Origin of the sequence: Providencia vermicola (assembly GCF_020381325.1) — a bacterium.
Classification (GTDB): Bacteria; Pseudomonadota; Gammaproteobacteria; order Enterobacterales; family Enterobacteriaceae; genus Providencia; species Providencia vermicola.
Map to the genome: position 1 here is coordinate 418,589 of NZ_JAGSPI010000001.1, position 15,789 is coordinate 434,377.

General features: G+C 39.6%; 16 protein-coding genes. 7 read left to right on the plus strand and 9 right to left on the minus strand.

Features of this window, described 5'->3' with window-relative positions; all coding sequences use genetic code 11:
- Positions 1-36: 36 nt before the first annotated feature.
- Both rnt and gloA read right to left on the minus strand, forming a co-directional pair.
- The gene (gene rnt / locus KDJ85_RS01935; protein WP_206084047.1) at positions 37-681 is read right to left on the minus strand and encodes a ribonuclease T; all 645 of its coding nucleotides are present in this window, start codon (positions 679-681) and stop codon (positions 37-39) included.
- Positions 682-809: 128 nt separating this feature from the next.
- A complete protein-coding gene (gene gloA / locus KDJ85_RS01940; RefSeq protein ID WP_206084048.1) occupies positions 810-1,217 on the minus strand; it encodes a lactoylglutathione lyase in 408 nt (135 codons plus the stop codon).
- A 181-nt stretch (positions 1,218-1,398) separates the two neighbouring features.
- Between gloA and KDJ85_RS01945 the strand changes: the two genes are divergently transcribed.
- Complete coding sequence (locus KDJ85_RS01945) at positions 1,399-1,644, plus strand: DUF1289 domain-containing protein (RefSeq protein WP_225818248.1); 246 nt, start codon at positions 1,399-1,401, stop codon at positions 1,642-1,644.
- Between the two features lie 526 nt (positions 1,645-2,170).
- Positions 2,171-2,605 (plus strand): transcriptional regulator SlyA, encoded by a 435-nt coding sequence (slyA, locus tag KDJ85_RS01950; protein WP_225818249.1) that lies wholly within the window; start codon positions 2,171-2,173, stop codon positions 2,603-2,605.
- Between the two features lie 498 nt (positions 2,606-3,103).
- On the opposite strand, the gene KDJ85_RS01955 is transcribed toward slyA, so the two are convergent.
- Positions 3,104-3,571, minus strand: a complete 468-nt coding sequence (locus KDJ85_RS01955) for an outer membrane lipoprotein (RefSeq protein ID WP_225818250.1) — start codon at positions 3,569-3,571, stop codon at positions 3,104-3,106.
- A 527-nt stretch (positions 3,572-4,098) separates the two neighbouring features.
- On the opposite strand from KDJ85_RS01955, the gene anmK reads away from it, so the two are divergent.
- The 4 genes from anmK (at position 4,099) to pdxY (ending at position 8,429) form a co-directional block, all read left to right on the plus strand.
- Positions 4,099-5,214, plus strand: a complete 1,116-nt coding sequence (gene anmK / locus KDJ85_RS01960; RefSeq protein ID WP_225818355.1) for an anhydro-N-acetylmuramic acid kinase — start codon at positions 4,099-4,101, stop codon at positions 5,212-5,214.
- Positions 5,215-5,239: 25 nt separating this feature from the next.
- Positions 5,240-5,893 carry a pyridoxamine 5'-phosphate oxidase gene (gene pdxH, locus KDJ85_RS01965; RefSeq protein ID WP_225818251.1) on the plus strand — a complete coding sequence of 218 codons (654 nt, stop codon included), beginning with the start codon at positions 5,240-5,242 and terminating at the stop codon, positions 5,891-5,893.
- A 161-nt stretch (positions 5,894-6,054) separates the two neighbouring features.
- Positions 6,055-7,329 (plus strand): tyrosine--tRNA ligase, encoded by a 1,275-nt coding sequence (gene tyrS, locus KDJ85_RS01970; protein WP_206084053.1) that lies wholly within the window; start codon positions 6,055-6,057, stop codon positions 7,327-7,329.
- A gap of 236 nt (positions 7,330-7,565) precedes the next feature.
- The gene (gene pdxY, locus KDJ85_RS01975) at positions 7,566-8,429 is read left to right on the plus strand and encodes a pyridoxal kinase PdxY (RefSeq protein WP_225818252.1); all 864 of its coding nucleotides are present in this window, start codon (positions 7,566-7,568) and stop codon (positions 8,427-8,429) included.
- A gap of 62 nt (positions 8,430-8,491) precedes the next feature.
- Here pdxY and gstA read toward each other — a convergent pair whose 3' ends face one another.
- The gene (gstA, locus tag KDJ85_RS01980) at positions 8,492-9,097 is read right to left on the minus strand and encodes a glutathione transferase GstA (RefSeq protein WP_225818356.1); all 606 of its coding nucleotides are present in this window, start codon (positions 9,095-9,097) and stop codon (positions 8,492-8,494) included.
- A gap of 305 nt (positions 9,098-9,402) precedes the next feature.
- On the opposite strand from gstA, the gene KDJ85_RS01985 reads away from it, so the two are divergent.
- Positions 9,403-10,269: a DUF817 domain-containing protein gene (locus KDJ85_RS01985; protein ID WP_225818253.1), complete on the plus strand. Its 867-nt coding sequence runs from the start codon at positions 9,403-9,405 to the stop codon at positions 10,267-10,269.
- Positions 10,270-10,287: 18 nt separating this feature from the next.
- On the opposite strand, the gene sapF is transcribed toward KDJ85_RS01985, so the two are convergent.
- The 5 genes from sapF to sapA are packed head-to-tail and all read right to left on the minus strand — an operon-like array spanning position 10,288 to position 15,610.
- Positions 10,288-11,091, minus strand: coding sequence for a putrescine export ABC transporter ATP-binding protein SapF (gene sapF, locus KDJ85_RS01990; protein WP_206084057.1), 804 nt, complete (start codon positions 11,089-11,091; stop codon positions 10,288-10,290).
- Positions 11,091-12,086 (minus strand): putrescine export ABC transporter ATP-binding protein SapD, encoded by a 996-nt coding sequence (gene sapD, locus KDJ85_RS01995; RefSeq protein WP_206084058.1) that lies wholly within the window; start codon positions 12,084-12,086, stop codon positions 11,091-11,093. The genes sapF and sapD overlap by 1 nt, the downstream gene beginning before the upstream one ends.
- Positions 12,086-12,976, minus strand: a complete 891-nt coding sequence (gene sapC / locus KDJ85_RS02000; RefSeq protein WP_225818254.1) for a putrescine export ABC transporter permease SapC — start codon at positions 12,974-12,976, stop codon at positions 12,086-12,088. The genes sapD and sapC overlap by 1 nt, the downstream gene beginning before the upstream one ends.
- Positions 12,963-13,928 carry a putrescine export ABC transporter permease SapB gene (gene sapB, locus KDJ85_RS02005; RefSeq protein ID WP_206084060.1) on the minus strand — a complete coding sequence of 322 codons (966 nt, stop codon included), beginning with the start codon at positions 13,926-13,928 and terminating at the stop codon, positions 12,963-12,965. The genes sapC and sapB overlap by 14 nt, the downstream gene beginning before the upstream one ends.
- Positions 13,925-15,610, minus strand: coding sequence for an ABC transporter substrate-binding protein SapA (gene sapA / locus KDJ85_RS02010; protein ID WP_225818255.1), 1,686 nt, complete (start codon positions 15,608-15,610; stop codon positions 13,925-13,927). The genes sapB and sapA overlap by 4 nt, the downstream gene beginning before the upstream one ends.
- Positions 15,611-15,789: the final 179 nt, after the last annotated feature.

Consider the following 15,789-nt stretch of genomic DNA (forward strand, 5'->3'; position numbering starts at 1 on the left):
AAAAGCTGTTTATCTATTGCGGTTTTTTTTGTCTGTTTATTTTTCGTCTTCAATAATTGGCCAACCACCAAGTTTCTTGAATTTATTCACGATTTCGCAAAATAAAAGTGCAGTGCGATTCGTATCATACAGTGCACCATGGGCCTGTTTACCATCGAATGGTATTCCTGCACTGACACAAGCTTTCGCTAAGATTGTTTGACCAAATACTAAGCCACTTAATGCTGCGGTATCAAAAGTCGCAAAAGGATGGAATGGATTGCGTTTTAGCCCCGCACGCTCGGCAGCATTCATGACAAAACTGTGATCGAAATTCGCGTTATGTGCAACAATTATTGCGCGGTTACAATCAGTATTTTTCATTCCTTTACGGATGACTTTAAAAATGGCATGCAGTGCATCATACTCACTAACCGCACCACGCAATGGGTTTGTTGGGTCAATACCTGTAAACGCAAGAGCGGATGGTTCTAAATTGGCACCTTCAAATGGATCAACGTGGAAATGCAGCGTTTCATCCATTGAAAGCCAGCCATCTTTGTCCATTTTTAGTGTGATAGCGGCGATTTCAAGTAGACCATCTGTTTTCGCGTTAAACCCACCCGTTTCAACATCAATAACAACAGGGTAGTATCCCCTAAAACGGCTTACTAGGGCATTCGGATTATTTTTTTCAGACATTAGGACTTTCGATTATAAAGTTGCTGATTAGCATATATTATGCCTAAATCAGGAAAAAAAGGCAGAGAAACTCAGAAGAAAGTTTAAACGGCTATTTGACCGTTTAAACTTAGAAACAGCAAATGCAATTAATGACCTAAACCTTTACTTGCGCTTTTGTTTTCGATCAATTCAATTTTATAGCCATCTGGGTCTTCAACGAAAGCAATGATTGTTGAGCCACCTTTAACTGGGCCTGCTTCTCGAGTCACATTCCCCCCCGCATGGCGGATATCATCACAAGTTTTTGCAACATCATCTACGCCTAGAGCGATATGGCCATATGCATTCCCCATATCATAGCTATCAACGCCCCAATTGTATGTTAGTTCAATAACAGCGCCTTCACTTTCATCACTATAGCCAACAAAAGCTAAAGAGTATTTATACTCAGTATTTTCACTTGTTCTAAGCAAACGCATTCCTAACACTTTGGTATAAAAATCAATTGAACGTTGCATATCAGTAACACGTAACATGGTATGAAGTAAGCGCATATAACCCTCTTAAAATTTACTCAACATTTCTGAATCGATTTACCTATTAACTATTAATATAACGTGGTTAAATTGCTAAATACAGCGATAGCAGTTTATTTTTTGGTCAAATAGTGGTAATACTCAGTTTTCAAGAGTATATCATACCTTTACGATAGTTTTTACAGTTGAAGGGGAAGCGATGGCTGAACAACTTGAGTTTTTTGACATTCCTAGCCCTTGTCGTAGTATTTGCCAAACGAATGAGCAAGGTTATTGCCGAGGCTGCTATCGAACTCGTGACGAACGATTCAACTGGTTAAAATTTTCGAATGCAGAAAAACGTAATATCATTCGATTATGCCGCCAACGCTATCTAAGAACGATAAATAAAAAAGTTGTTCAAGATGACGTTATCGATAGTCAGCAACAACTTTTTAATGAATAACATTGGAAGATTGTTGATTGATTTTAATCATATAGTTTTCATTTAAATTAGTTCATTTATTATTATTCTAATTTTATTAGTTTCCGTGCTTACATTTCAATTAAATTTTATTTATTAAAAATTAATATACTTGAATTTAAATGAATTTCATATCGAATCTTTTTAAGATTAACTATATTGTTTTGTTTTTTAATGAGTTATATTAAGTTGTATTTTCTATTGTTCCTAGTAATTATCATAAAGGCTAAAATAGATAGATCAAAAAGAAGACTCCAGCTATTCTTATTAGTAAGGGAATTTATAGATTATGGCATTTTCTTGAGTGGCTTTTCCAATTTAAAATAGATATGTATTAACCTGATACATATCACTTTAAGCTGATGGATATATCACTAAAAATAGGTATTTGTTAGCTTTTACGTCAATAAAAAGTTGTAAACATAAAAGGAAATTAATATATAATTTAAAAAATAATATGAGTCTGGTATATTTTTTAGACATTATAATTATATAAAAGGAGGGTAAATTGGAATCACAAATAGGGACAGAGCTATCACGTGTAGTTCGCATGTGGAGAGCATTAATTGATCATCGATTAAAACCACTAAAACTAACGCAAACTCATTGGGTTACACTACATAACATTAGCCAGCTACCACCTGAACAATCACAGATCCAACTGGCGAAAGCAATAGGAATTGAGCAGCCGTCACTCGTTAGAACATTAGACCAATTAGAGGAAAAAAAACTCATTTCAAGGCATACATGCGCAAATGATAGACGTGCAAAAAGAATCAAACTAACTGAGGAATCAGAGCCATTTATTAAAACAGTTGATCAAGTGATTAACAATACGCGAATTGAAATATTAAGTAACATTAACCAAGAGGAGCTTGACCTGCTGTCCCAACTTTTATTAAAGCTTGAAAAGAATATTATTCGCTTACAGAGTGACTCATGATATTTATATTATATCATTAGTAATAAATGGATTTGCAATTATTTGGTTTGTTATTTTATTAGCCAAGCTTAGCTTTAAATAGTTTTAACGGAATATATATAAAATCTATATATTTTACTTTTTCAATCATTAAAATCATGAGTAATATTGTTTTAGTGGGTTAATTTTAATGTGCTATAACTATTGTGAATAGGAAAGGGGTTTAATCAAATTGATTAAAAAATGTGTCATTAACTAGCTTAATATGGAATTCAGCACTTAGAATAGAAAAATACATTTATGGTAATATCAATATGCATCAATGCTGCGTAGGAAAATAAGTCAGTCTTTTTAGTTTATAAACAAACAATCTAAAGATTAACGTGCGCATCATTAGTTAATCAATGAAGATATATACTATATGTGATAGATAGTTGAATGTTATTGAATGGCAGATGATAAGTGATGTTCACCGACATTGTCGTCGGTGAACATGCTTTAATCATTAATATGACAAAATTAGCGAGGGGATACTGTAACTGTATTTCCGCTATTCGCAATCATGACACGTTGGCCATTACGAAATGCAGTAGGATCTTGTTTTTGTACAACAACAATATTTTTACCGCTGTCTAAACGGATCTCTAGTTGAACACCTTGGCTTCTATTTAAGGCGCCTTGTGCTTGTTGCCCAGCTAGACCACCAGCAATAGCACCTGCTGCAGTTGCAAGAGTATTTCCTGTACCACCACCAATGGTATTACCTAATAAGCCGCCTAGAACTGCACCACCAATTGCACCGATGACATTACCATCTTCACCAGCTTGAATAGTCACAGGGCGAGCGTTCAAAACAGTACCATAGGTCACAGTTTGAACCTGTTTTGCGTCATTGGCCGAAATAGTATCACCAGAAAGTGTACTGGTATTGACACAGCCTGATAACGCTGCAACTGCAACAACACCTACAAAAACTTTCTTAAGCATAATAACTCCTATGAGACTTGCTGTTTGTGGCACTAACATAGCATCGTATATTTGTTTTCACCATCAACACAACAACTATCAAAATAATGGTATTTAAAGCGATGGTTAGAATACTGATTCTGATTTAAATAGAGTGTAAACACTAGGTAAAATATCTCAAATTCAACAATATTTCATTGAGTAAGGCACGCTTTGTTAAACATAGCTCACTAACAGTCATTTTATGAATGTCTTTCGCATTGATAGCTAAAACGTATCCGACTAGTGCCTGTTTAAAATTGAAACACTTTCATGTTTAGCAGATTATTTTATTGCAAAACATTATATTTAGAATTTTAAATCCATATATTAAAAAACGCCATTTTTATTTAGGTTGTAAAGCAATTTCTGCTCTAAAAATAAATATTTATTATTCCTGCGAAGCAGCACGAGAAATTACATCGAATTGTTGACAAAATTCTCCTTCAAAGCACAATCTTTAGTAACTGAAATTGAAAGCGAATGTACACTCTGAAGGAACAAGAATGATGATTAAGTCAGGTCGTTACATAGGGGTTATGTCAGGAACCAGTCTAGATGGGGTTGATGTTGTTCTCGCCGCAATTAGCGATAAATTTGTTGCAGAACAGTCCAGTTTGAGTGTCACATTTCCAATTGACTTGAAAAAAAGAATTTTAAATATCTGCCAAGGTCAAGAAACAACATTATCTGAAATTGGTAAGATAGACCGCGAATTAGGTTCACTTTATGCAGACGCGATTAATCAATTATTGGTAAAAACAGGGTTAACTTCGGCAGATATCATTGCAATTGGGTGCCATGGGCAAACAGTTTGGCATGAACCTGACGGAGAACAGCCATTTACTATGCAACTTGGTGATAACAATCGAGTTGCTGCGTTAACAGGGATCACAACTGTTGGTGATTTTAGGCGTCGGGATATGGCTTATGGTGGTCAAGGTGCACCCTTAGTGCCTGCTTTCCACTTAGCCGTTTTAGGCCATCCAACTGAAAAACGTATTGTTTTAAATATTGGTGGGATAGCGAATATCACAGCGTTATTGCCCGGCGCTTATGTAAAAGGCTATGACACAGGGCCAGGTAATATGTTGATGGATACTTGGACTTGGCGTATTAAGCAAAAAGCGTTTGATAATGATGGTGAATGGGCTAGTCAGGGTCATATTGATAATTTGTTACTTAAAAACATGATGAATGATCCTTACTTCAAACGGTCATCGCCAAAAAGTACAGGGCGTGAATATTTTAATATGCAATGGCTAGAACAACATTTAGTCGCGTTCCCTTCAATATCTGCCCAGGACGTACAAGCCACACTGTGTGAGCTCACAGCAGCTTCTATTGCTGAACAAGTTTTATTATGTGGTGGAAGTGAGCGGCTAATTGTGTGTGGTGGAGGTGCTAAAAACACCTTTTTGATGCAGCGTTTATCAGCTCTGTTACCTGGCATTGAAGTAGCAACAAGTGATAAGTTTGGCCTTAGTGGTGATGATATGGAAGCTTTGGCGTTTGCTTGGTTAGCAGCACGTACTGTCGCTGGGTTATCAGGTAATCTTGCTTCAGTGACAGGCGCGACAAGAGAAACCGTTTTAGGTGCAGTGTATCCTAAAAATAGTGACTAGAAATAATCGAATTAAAGGATATCAAATGAATGAGATAAGTGAAGTCGATCTCGCCTCTATTCGTCGTGAGTACACAAAAGGCGGCCTACGGCGCAGTGACTTAACAGCCAACCCATTAACCCTTTTTGAATTATGGATGAAGCAGGCGTGTGAGGCGCGACTAAGTGATCCTACAGCGATGTCAGTGGCGACAGTGGATGAAACTGGGCAACCTTATCAACGGATAGTACTGCTAAAGCATTTTGATGATAAGGGCTTAGTATTTTACACCAATATGGGGAGTCGTAAGGCACAACACCTTGAAAAAAATAATAAAATAAGCTTGCACTTCCCATGGTATCCACTTGAACGCCAAGTGAATTTTACAGGCGTTGCTGAACGATTAAATCCGATTGAGGTAGTTAAATATTTCCACAGTCGACCTAAAGATAGCCAAATTGCAGCTTGGGCATCTGAACAATCCTCTAAAATTTCAGCGAGAGGAATTTTAGAAGGTAAATTTTTAGAATTAAAACAAAAATTTAAAAATGGAGAAGTGCCTTTGCCGAGTTTTTGGGGGGGCTTTCGTGTGGTATTTGATAGTGTCGAATTTTGGCAAGGTGGCGCTCACCGCCTACATGACCGTTTTTTATACCAAAGGGAAGGGGAAGGCTGGAAAATTGATAGATTAGCCCCTTAGGATCATGTTTTTTAGCTGGCACTTAATTGATATGCGCTTTATGCTATAGACTCGTTTAAGAAGATTGACAAATTATACTGGCGCGTTTGTGATATTCATCAAAAATGCGTTGGTCATTCAAACTAAAGTAGATAGACAAAATACAACAGATGGAGTCATTGATGTCTAGCAATAACCTGATTAAACAATTGCAAGAGCGGGGCCTCGTTGCCCAGGTAACGGATGAGGATGCGTTAGCAGAGAGACTGGCGCAGGGCCCTATCTCTCTCTATTGTGGTTTCGATCCTACCGCTGACAGCTTGCATTTGGGACATCTGGTTCCTTTGCTGTGTTTAAAGCGATTCCAACTAGCCGGGCACAAGCCTGTGGCGTTGGTAGGTGGCGCAACGGGCCTTATTGGTGATCCGAGCTTTAAAGCTACTGAACGTAAATTAAATACCGCAGAAACCGTTCAAGAGTGGGTAGAAAAAATCCGTAACCAAGTTTCACCATTTTTAAGCTTTGACTGTGGTGATAACAGTGCGCGTCTTGCTAACAACTATGATTGGTTTGGCAAAATGGATGTACTGACTTTCTTACGTGATATTGGTAAGCATTTTTCTGTTAATCAAATGATTAATCGTGAATCTGTTAAGCAACGTCTTAACCGTGATGATGTTGGTATCTCTTTCACTGAATTTGCGTATAACCTATTACAAGGTTATGACTTTGCAAATATGAATCATGAAATGGGTGTAGAGCTGCAAATTGGTGGTTCCGACCAATGGGGTAACATTACCTCAGGTATCGATTTAACCCGCCGTCTTCATCAAAACCAAGTATTTGGCATGACCGTTCCACTGATCACTAAAGCTGATGGGACTAAATTTGGTAAAACTGAGGGCGGTGCAGTTTGGTTAGATCCGAAAAAAACCAGCCAATACAAATTCTACCAATTCTGGATTAATACTGCGGATGCAGACGTTTATCGTTTCCTCAAGTTCTTCACCTTCATGGAACTCGACGAAATTAACGCGCTGGAAGAAGAAGATAAAAACAGTGGTAAAGCACCACGTGCGCAATACGTTTTAGCGGAGCAGGTGACTAAATTAGTTCACGGCGAAGCGGGTTTAGCAGCGGCTAAACGCATTACTGAAAGCTTGTTCTCTGGTGCGGTTTCTGATTTAACAGAAGCCGATCTTGAACAATTAGCACAAGATGGTATGCCATGCATCACTTTAGAAGAAGGTGCTGACCTGCAACAAGCATTAGTTGACTCAGAATTAACGCCATCACGTGGGCAAGCAAGAACAGCAATTAGCTCTAATGCGGTTTCCATCAATGGTCAAAAACAAACTGAGCCAATGTATGTCTTTACAGACGCAGACCGTTTGTTTGGTCGTTATACCTTGATCCGTCGTGGTAAGAAAAACGACTGCTTAATTAATTGGAAATAGCTCTGACTAACCTTTGTAATATCAGCCTGGGGAGTTTTCCAGGCTATACTCGTCATACTTCAAATTGCATGGGTGTTAACTGAACTTAGCTAGCTTGATGATATGCTTACATATGTTCATCAAGTTATCTTCTCTTTTCGACGACATGCAACTTGAATTATTTGGAGTATATTCATATTAGCAATGGCTAATCACTGATTTCTCTTCATTCGATATAACAATTCTCTGGGTTCTTAATGAAAAGCGTATTATCAATTCAATCCCATGTTGTTTTCGGCCATGCAGGAAACAGTGCTGCTGCATTCCCTATGTGCCGTATGGGCGTAGATGTGTGGCCACTCAATACCGTACAATTTTCTAATCACACGCAATATCCTCAATGGACGGGAACCGTATTTCCTGCTCAACATTTAACAGACATTGTTGAAGGGCTCGCTAAAATTCATAAACTTGAAATTTGTGATGCCGTATTAAGTGGTTATATCGGTTCCGCGGAACAAGGTGACGATATACTTGCGATTGTGAAAAAAGTGAAAGCTTCCAATCCACAAGCCCTGTATTTTTGTGATCCAGTAATGGGGCACCCTGAGAAAGGTTGTATTGTCGCACCTGGCGTTGCTGAATTCTTATGTGAAAGAGCATTGGCAGCAAGTGATGTTATTGCACCAAACTTACTTGAATTAGAAACACTCGCAGGTAGAACAATCAAGACAGTAGAAGAGGCCATTGGTGCAGCGAGAGAACTTTGTCATAAGGGACCCAAAATTGTTCTTGTGAAACATTTGAGCCGTGCAGCCTATAGGGCTGATCGTTTTGAAATGATTTTGGTTACTGCGGAGCATAGCTGGCATGTTAGTCGCCCATTAGTTGATTTCGGTGAGAAGCAACCTGTAGGGGTAGGCGATTTGACGAGTGGCTTGATGCTAGTGAACTTATTAAAAGGTGAGCCTCTTAATAAAGGACTAGAACATGTTGCAGCAGCAGTTTATGAAGTAATGATTAAAACAAAAGAGATGGGTGAGTACGAACTGCAACTGGTGGCGGCTCAAGATAAAATGGTTAACCCAGAACACAAGTTTTGTGCCACTCAGGTAGACTGACTTATTTGTTTTTGACTAGAAATAAAATAGCGCCCTAGTTTTAGGGCGCTATGATTGAAGTCTTAGATTAAACCCTCTGCTTTTAATGCCTCTTGGACATTCGGGCGTTTTGCAACTTTAGCAATGTAATCTTGTAAATGCGTTAAGCTTGATAAATCCAAGCCAACGTGTTTTGCCCACCCACTAACTGTAAATAAATAGGCATCTGCTACGCTAAAATTGTCGCCAGCAAAGAACGCTTGCTTTGCTAATACGGAGTCAGCATATTTGAATTTATTCAATAATACTTTGCGAGCCGTTTCTTTATAATCCTCAGGTGTTCCAGGGGTAAATAAAGGCGAGAAGTTTTTATGAAGTTCTGTTGAGATGAAATTTAACGCTTCCATTTGATGGTAGCGCTTCATTGAGCCAGCAAGAGCAATCAGATTTCTATCTGGTTTTTGGTCTGCAAGATACTGAACAATAACAGCACCTTCAGTAAGTTGATCCCCATTATCTAATACTAGAGTAGGAACTTGGCCTTTCGGATTTATTGCTAAGAAATCTTCGCCTTTCTCTGTTTTTTTCTCTTTAATGTTTACACGTTCAATCGAGAAATCTAATCCAGTTTCACGCAAAATAATATGTGGAGAAAGAGAACAAGCACCGGGAGCGTAATACAATTTCATCATAGGACTCCTAAGTTTTGAAATGGGCAGTAACTAGCAAACAAACATCTCTCTTGTTAAGTATATCACTACTTCCTGTTAGCAAATTGCCATCGGGTGCGAGTTATGCCATAAAAAGTGAATTTAAATAAAAATGTTCGTGCATAATGCCTTGTCGCGTAGATTCGAATATTTATACTGAAAATGAAAAAATCAAAGAGATTTAAGATAGTTACCTTATCGAATTAAAAACTAATTTGATAAAATCCTTCACTTATTGGCGTATGAAAATTAATAATAAATTTAAATAATAAGTGAGTGAATAAATGGGGAGTATGAGTCATAAGCTCAATTTTTTAGGTAAATTAGACCAAAAACTCATGGCGCATACGCCAAGTAATAGTCATGGCATTAAACGTTTTATTTTAGAATTTTGGTTTTTCGGTCTTATCAATGCACGTTCTTGTTTATTTGCCGGTTTTTTCTTTTTAGCACTATTTTTAGTACCCGCAAAAGGTATTCTAGGATTACCCCGTTATGATGCCTTGCTGATTTTTGCTGTCGTATTTCAGGCCATATTAGTGTGGTCAAAATTAGAAACATGGGATGAACTAAAAGCGATTTGTGTGTTTCATTTGGTCGGATTTATGATGGAGTTATTTAAAACCTCCGCAACCATAGCGTCATGGCAATATCCTGATGCAGCATTGACTAAACTTTGGGGCGTTCCTTTATTTACGGGGTTTATGTATGCTGCTGTGGGGAGCTACATTATTCAATCATGGCGTTTTTTTAAAGTTAGAATTGAACATTACCCACCCTATTGGATGGCAACGTGTGTTGCACTGGCGATTTATATTAATTTTTTTAGTCATCATTATATTGACGATTATCGTTGGTATTTAACCGCCTTTATTTTTGGCTTGTATGCACGGAGTGTGGTTTTTTATACTCCACTTGATAAAGAGCGCAAAATGCCTTTATTACTTGCCTTTATGTTAATCGGTTTTTTTATTTGGCTAGCCGAAAATTTTGGGACTTTTTTCGGTGTTTGGCAGTACCCCAACCAAATTGGGGCATGGTCAATGGTGCATGCGGGTAAATGGGGAGCGTGGTCTTTATTGGTGATTGTCACCTTTACGATTGTCGTTCACCTTAAACATATTAAGGCGAACGTCACCGTGGCTCGTTAATATTTCCAAAATAAATAATTACAGGTCTTGCCGCCACGCATCAATTGACAGAGGTTCGCCAAAGTGGCTTTCAATTAAACGACGGGTCACGTCGTGAAGTGGAGCGGCAAGTACTTCAGCTGTATTGCCTCGCTCCACAACTTCACCTTTATCCATCACAAGCATTTTATCGCTAATATGTTTCATCATCCCAAGGTGTTGAGTTACATAGATATAAGCGATGTCATGTTTGGCTTGTAAGTCTAACATTAAGTTAATAATTTGTGAGCGCATGGACATATCAAGTGAGGCCAGTGCTTCATCCGCCACGATAATTTCGGGTTGTAAAATAAGCGCGCGAGCAAGGGCGATACGTTGTTTTTGCCCTGACGCTAGCATATGTGGGTAATATTCTGCGTGATCTGCTAACAATCCGACTTGGCGCAACGTTTGGATAATTCGTCTTTCACGCTCTATACCTGTTAAATCTGTATTTAGCTTTAACGGTAACTCCAAAGTTTGGCCGATACGTTGTCGAGGGTTCAGGGAGGTACTAGGGTCTTGGAAGATCATACGGATACGTTGACTACGGTAACTATAATCACCAAAATTTAGACGCTGCCCGCGGATCATAATATCTCCGCTGGTGGGTTCTACAACCCCAGAGAGCATCCGGGCTAACGTTGATTTTCCTGAACCATTAGCCCCAATAATTGCAAGGGTCTGGCCTGCTTGTAAATTAAAGCTAATCGGCTTAACGGCTTGCAGTTCGTGGCGGTGAAACAAACCCTCACGAAACCGAAAGGTTTTCGTTAGATTACGGACTTCTAATAACGTTTCCATTAGGGTTGCTCCTCAGTATTGAGTGGGTAATGGCAAGCCACTAAATGGTTTTTGATATTACGTAGCTGTGGAGCTTCAATACAGGTACGCTGTGCATAAGGACAACGTGGCCCTAGCCGGCAGCCAATAGGTAAATGTTCTAATGATGGAATTGCGCCAGGCAAGGTATTTAAACGGCCTTTATGGGGAATTGGGCTTTCAAAATCAGGGATAGAACGGATTAAAGCTTGGGTATAAGGGTGGCGTGGTCGCTGTAAGATATCTTCAGGTGTTGCACTTTCCACGGTTTGCCCACAATATAAAACATTAATGCGGTCTACTAATTTTGACATCATTTCCATATCATGACTGATTAGCAAAATCCCCATGTTATTATTTTGATTCAACTTATCTAGCAGCCGGAAAATTTGTGCCTGTGTAGTGGATTCCATGGCATTTGTGGGTTCATCTGCAATTAACAAACGAGGTTGGTTAGCGATAGCAATCGCTATCATGACTTTTTGGCACTCACCATCTGTTAGCTCATAAGGATAGCTGTGCATGATATCTTTATGATCTTTAATACCAACCCGATGTAAAAGCTCAATTGCACGACGTTTTCGCCAGTTAAAACGTTGCCACCAGCGGCCTTTATAAGTCCAACCAGGAATGGATTGAATGAGCTGTTTACCTATGTCCGCTGCAGGGTCTAAGCACGATTGTGGTTCTTGGAATATCATCGAAATATTGTGGCCAATTAACTTACGACGCTTGCGAGGGCTAAGCTTTAATAAGTCAATATCTTGGAAGCGAAAGCGGTCGGCAGTAACGCGGATGTTATCTTTTGTTACGCCACAAATGGCTTTGGCAATCAAGCTTTTCCCTGAGCCAGACTCACCGACTAAACCGCGAATTTCACCTTCAGAAAGTGTCATAGAGACACGGTCAACGGCTTTAACAGGGCCGTTGGCAGTCATAAACTCAATTGTTAAATTGCGGATGTCTAAGAGCGGCATTATTCAACCCCCGCATTGATGGCTCGGTGTAATCCGTCACCCAGTAAGTTTACAAATAAAACACTTACCATGATAGCGACCCCGGGTAAAATTACTGTCCAAGGGGCAACATAAATCAATTCTAAGGTATCACCTAGCATGGCTCCCCATTCCGAAGAGGGTAACTGTGCGCCTAAATCTAAAAAACCTAAAGCGGCAATATCAAGAATAGCGATAGATAGCGCTCGGGTTAATTCCGTGACTAAGATAGGGGTAATATTCGGTAATACGGTATACCACAAAATGAAAATGTTAGATGCACCATCAAGGCGGGCAGCAACGATATATTCTTTGTCTAACTCATCATGCACCGCAACGTAAATTGTTCTTACCATTCGCGGTATTAATGCAAGGCAGATGGCCAACATGGCATTTTCAAGACTTGCTCCCATAAATGCGACAACAATAATCGCTAACAGTAACGATGGGATAGATAAGAGAGTGTCGAGGATATGATTAAATACGGCCGATTTTAACCCTTTCGTCATTCCTGCAAGGCAGCCTAGAACTAAACCGATAACAGTGGCAATAAAAGTGACAAGGATTGCAGAGCCAAAAGTTGATTTAGTCCCAATTAATAAGCGACTTAAAATATCACGCCCAAGATCATCTGTGCCGAAGAAGAAGGCAACTTCACCGTAATGTGACCACGAGGGCGGCGTTAATTGATACCCTAAAAATTGTTGATCTAAGGCGTAAGGTGCGAGATAAGGACCGATAAAACACAGAATAAGCAAAAATAGCACACCAAAAAAGCCGACCATCGAAACAATGTCTGATGAAAATAAATTCCATACCACCCGTGCAGGGGATGGCATTTTCTGTTCACGATAAAAATTATCTGAGGACATACCAATCCTTATGTTTTAACGGGTCCATCATCGCGCCTAAAATATCGGATAACACGTTGACAGTAATGACGAGTGCACCAATTAACATAACACCTGCAGAAATAGCAGAGTAGTCTTCTTGTCGGATAGCCGTGACAAGCCAGCGTCCAAGCCCTGGCCAGTTAAATACTAATTCAGTGACCATGGTGAGTGTAAGCATAGTGGAAAATTGCAGGCCAAGCTTTGGTATTATAGGGGGAATAGCATTATGAAAAATATGACGGCGAATTATTTTAAGGCGCGACAGCCCGCGGATAGCCGCAGCTTTGATATAGTTTTCACTCGCAATTTCCTCAGTGCTGTTTCTCACTAAGCGAATGACTTCAGTCGTTGGCGCTAATGCCAGAGTGAGCACAGGCAAAATCATATGTTCTAACACATTGATTATCATGTCTTTACGATAAGGTGATTCAGAGAGCCATGCATCAATTAGTGCAAAACCAGTGACTGGCTTTAGGTTATACAATAGGTCGATACGACCTGAAACAGGAAGCCAACCAAGATGTAATGAGAAAAATAAAGTCAGTACAAGGGCTAAAACAAATACAGGAACGGAAAAACCCAGTAAGGCAAACACACTAATGGCAATATCTGCGGGTTTGTTACGCCAAAATGCCGCAATAATGCCAAGGGGGATGCCTGTTGTTAAAGCAAAAATAAATGCCAAAATACACAATTCCATGGTGGCAGGAAATGTGTCTTTAAGTTGTTCGGTAATAGGTTCACCATTGATACTGGACACACCAAAATCAAAGTGCAATAAACCGTCAAAGTAGAAAATATAGGCATCTAAGAGTGAGGCACCGCTGAGCGGGGCATTAGGGGTGAAGTAGCTCAAGCTAAAACTGACCAATGACAAAAAGAAGACGGTAACCAGTAATAACAAAAAGCGGCGCAATGAGTAAATAATCATGGTTGCCCCCCTTGTTTTTTCGGTGCCACTTTCGGTTTTTGTTCCATTTCACGATATACCCCTGCAAATGAAGTATTACCAAAGGCACTGATCACGAGCCCTTTCATATCATAACGATAGGCTTGTAATCGCAATGAATAGGCTAACGGTAAAATAGGTAAGTCCTCACCTAAAATTTGCTGGGCTTGGTGGTAGTAATCAATCCGTGAGGCTAATTGTTGAGTCAGTAGTGCTTTATGCAGAACTTCATCAAATATGGGGTTACACCAATGACTTAAGTTAGTTTGTGAACCAATTGCTGCACAACTGAGTAGCGGGCGGAAAAAACTATCTGGGTCGTTACTGTCTGTTGTCCAACCGGCTAATGTCATGTCGTGAGTTCTATCCATTAGCTGATTCTCTTGGAAGCGGCCTTCTACTGAGCGGATATTCATGGTGATGCCAACTTGGGCTAAGTCTGCTTGAATAAGCTCTGCCATTTTTAAGGGGCTTGGATTATATGATTGTGAGGCAATAGGCACCCACAAATCTAATTTCAGATTTTCTAACCCCATATCTTGTAGCATTTGCTTGGAAAGTTCAGGGTTGTAATCTGTAATTTTCGCTTGGTTATCATAAGCCCAAGATGCACGAGGTAAGATAGATGCTGCTGTTTCTGCGGTGCCATAATAAATCGATTGCATTAGTCGCTCATTATTAATGGCGTAAGCAATCGCTTGACGAACTTTGAGTTGATCCAGCGGCGGCTTGCTTGTATTAAACGCCAAATAGGCAATATTCATCCCTGAACGCATAGAGATTCGCAGGCGAGGGTCATCTCGTAGGACTTTTAGTTGACTCGCTGCAGGGTAAGCTAACACATCACACTCCCCTGTGAGCAGCTTCGAAATACGCCCTGTGCCTCCAGCACCCATATCGACCACGACTTCTTCCATACGTGGTTGGCCTTTCCAGTAATGATCATTTCTTAGCAAGCGAACAAATTGGCCTGCTTGGTAGTCATCTAGCTTAAATGGTCCTGTACCAATGGGGCGCCAATCAATCAATTCTTGGCGATTAACACTTGATAGCGAGTCAGCATATTGGGCAGAGAGAATGGGGGCGTAGTGAGTTGCTAAATGCCATAAGAATGATGCATCAGGGGAATTTAGGCGAAATTCCACGGTGTAATTATTAATTTTGCGAATGCTTTGCACACTGCTGGCAAATTGCAGGCTATCAAAGTAAGGATAACGACCACCATTAATATAATGATAAGGATGGTTAACTTCAAACATCCGAGCAAAGCTAAAAACTACATCATCAGCGTTCATATTGCGTGAAGGAGTAAACCAAGGTGTTTCTTGGAACTTAACATCTTTTCTTAGGTAAAGACGATAGGTCGCGCCATTATCAAACACTTCCCAGCGCTCAGCGAGTTCTGGAATAAGGCGGTATGTAAATGGGTCGACATCCAGTAAGCGGTCATAAATTTGTGCGCCTAGTGGATCAACGATTAACCCACTACTGACGAGTTGAGGGTTAAAAGTTGTCACAATCCCATTCACACAGTAAATGAAACCTTTCTGGCGAATATCTGCAGGGACTTCATTAGCGACAATATCTGTAAAACGCTCTTGGTTACTGAGCGCATTGGCAGATGTAAGAATGAGAAATAAAAAGCAAAGAGTTAGTCGGCGCATAACACTGATATCGTTAACCTGAGTTGACCTATTGTAGCGTAAAAAAGAGCAAACAGGGTATAAGCAAAAATTTGACGTTAACGCTGAACGAAAAGCAATCAAGATAAAGCGGATAATAATAAAATTATGATGTTTATCATTGAAGTATGTCTGAATGAGAAAAAATCGCATTAAAAAGC

What these genes read in the sequence shown, in the direction of transcription:
- sapC (WP_225818254.1), bottom strand. Translation starts at nt 12,976, where the DNA reads ATGTCCTCAGATAATTTTTATCGTGAACAGAAAATGCCATCCCCTGCA.
- pdxY (WP_225818252.1), top strand. Translation starts at nt 7,566, where the DNA reads ATGAAAAGCGTATTATCAATTCAATCCCATGTTGTTTTCGGCCATGCA.
- KDJ85_RS01955 (WP_225818250.1), bottom strand. Translation starts at nt 3,571, where the DNA reads ATGCTTAAGAAAGTTTTTGTAGGTGTTGTTGCAGTTGCAGCGTTATCA.
- rnt (WP_206084047.1), bottom strand. Translation starts at nt 681, where the DNA reads ATGTCTGAAAAAAATAATCCGAATGCCCTAGTAAGCCGTTTTAGGGGA.
- pdxH (WP_225818251.1), top strand. Translation starts at nt 5,240, where the DNA reads ATGAATGAGATAAGTGAAGTCGATCTCGCCTCTATTCGTCGTGAGTAC.
- gstA (WP_225818356.1), bottom strand. Translation starts at nt 9,097, where the DNA reads ATGAAATTGTATTACGCTCCCGGTGCTTGTTCTCTTTCTCCACATATT.
- gloA (WP_206084048.1), bottom strand. Translation starts at nt 1,217, where the DNA reads ATGCGCTTACTTCATACCATGTTACGTGTTACTGATATGCAACGTTCA.
- KDJ85_RS01985 (WP_225818253.1), top strand. Translation starts at nt 9,403, where the DNA reads ATGGGGAGTATGAGTCATAAGCTCAATTTTTTAGGTAAATTAGACCAA.
- sapB (WP_206084060.1), bottom strand. Translation starts at nt 13,928, where the DNA reads ATGATTATTTACTCATTGCGCCGCTTTTTGTTATTACTGGTTACCGTC.
- tyrS (WP_206084053.1), top strand. Translation starts at nt 6,055, where the DNA reads ATGTCTAGCAATAACCTGATTAAACAATTGCAAGAGCGGGGCCTCGTT.
- sapA (WP_225818255.1), bottom strand. Translation starts at nt 15,610, where the DNA reads ATGCGCCGACTAACTCTTTGCTTTTTATTTCTCATTCTTACATCTGCC.
- KDJ85_RS01945 (WP_225818248.1), top strand. Translation starts at nt 1,399, where the DNA reads ATGGCTGAACAACTTGAGTTTTTTGACATTCCTAGCCCTTGTCGTAGT.
- sapD (WP_206084058.1), bottom strand. Translation starts at nt 12,086, where the DNA reads ATGCCGCTCTTAGACATCCGCAATTTAACAATTGAGTTTATGACTGCC.
- anmK (WP_225818355.1), top strand. Translation starts at nt 4,099, where the DNA reads ATGATTAAGTCAGGTCGTTACATAGGGGTTATGTCAGGAACCAGTCTA.
- sapF (WP_206084057.1), bottom strand. Translation starts at nt 11,091, where the DNA reads ATGGAAACGTTATTAGAAGTCCGTAATCTAACGAAAACCTTTCGGTTT.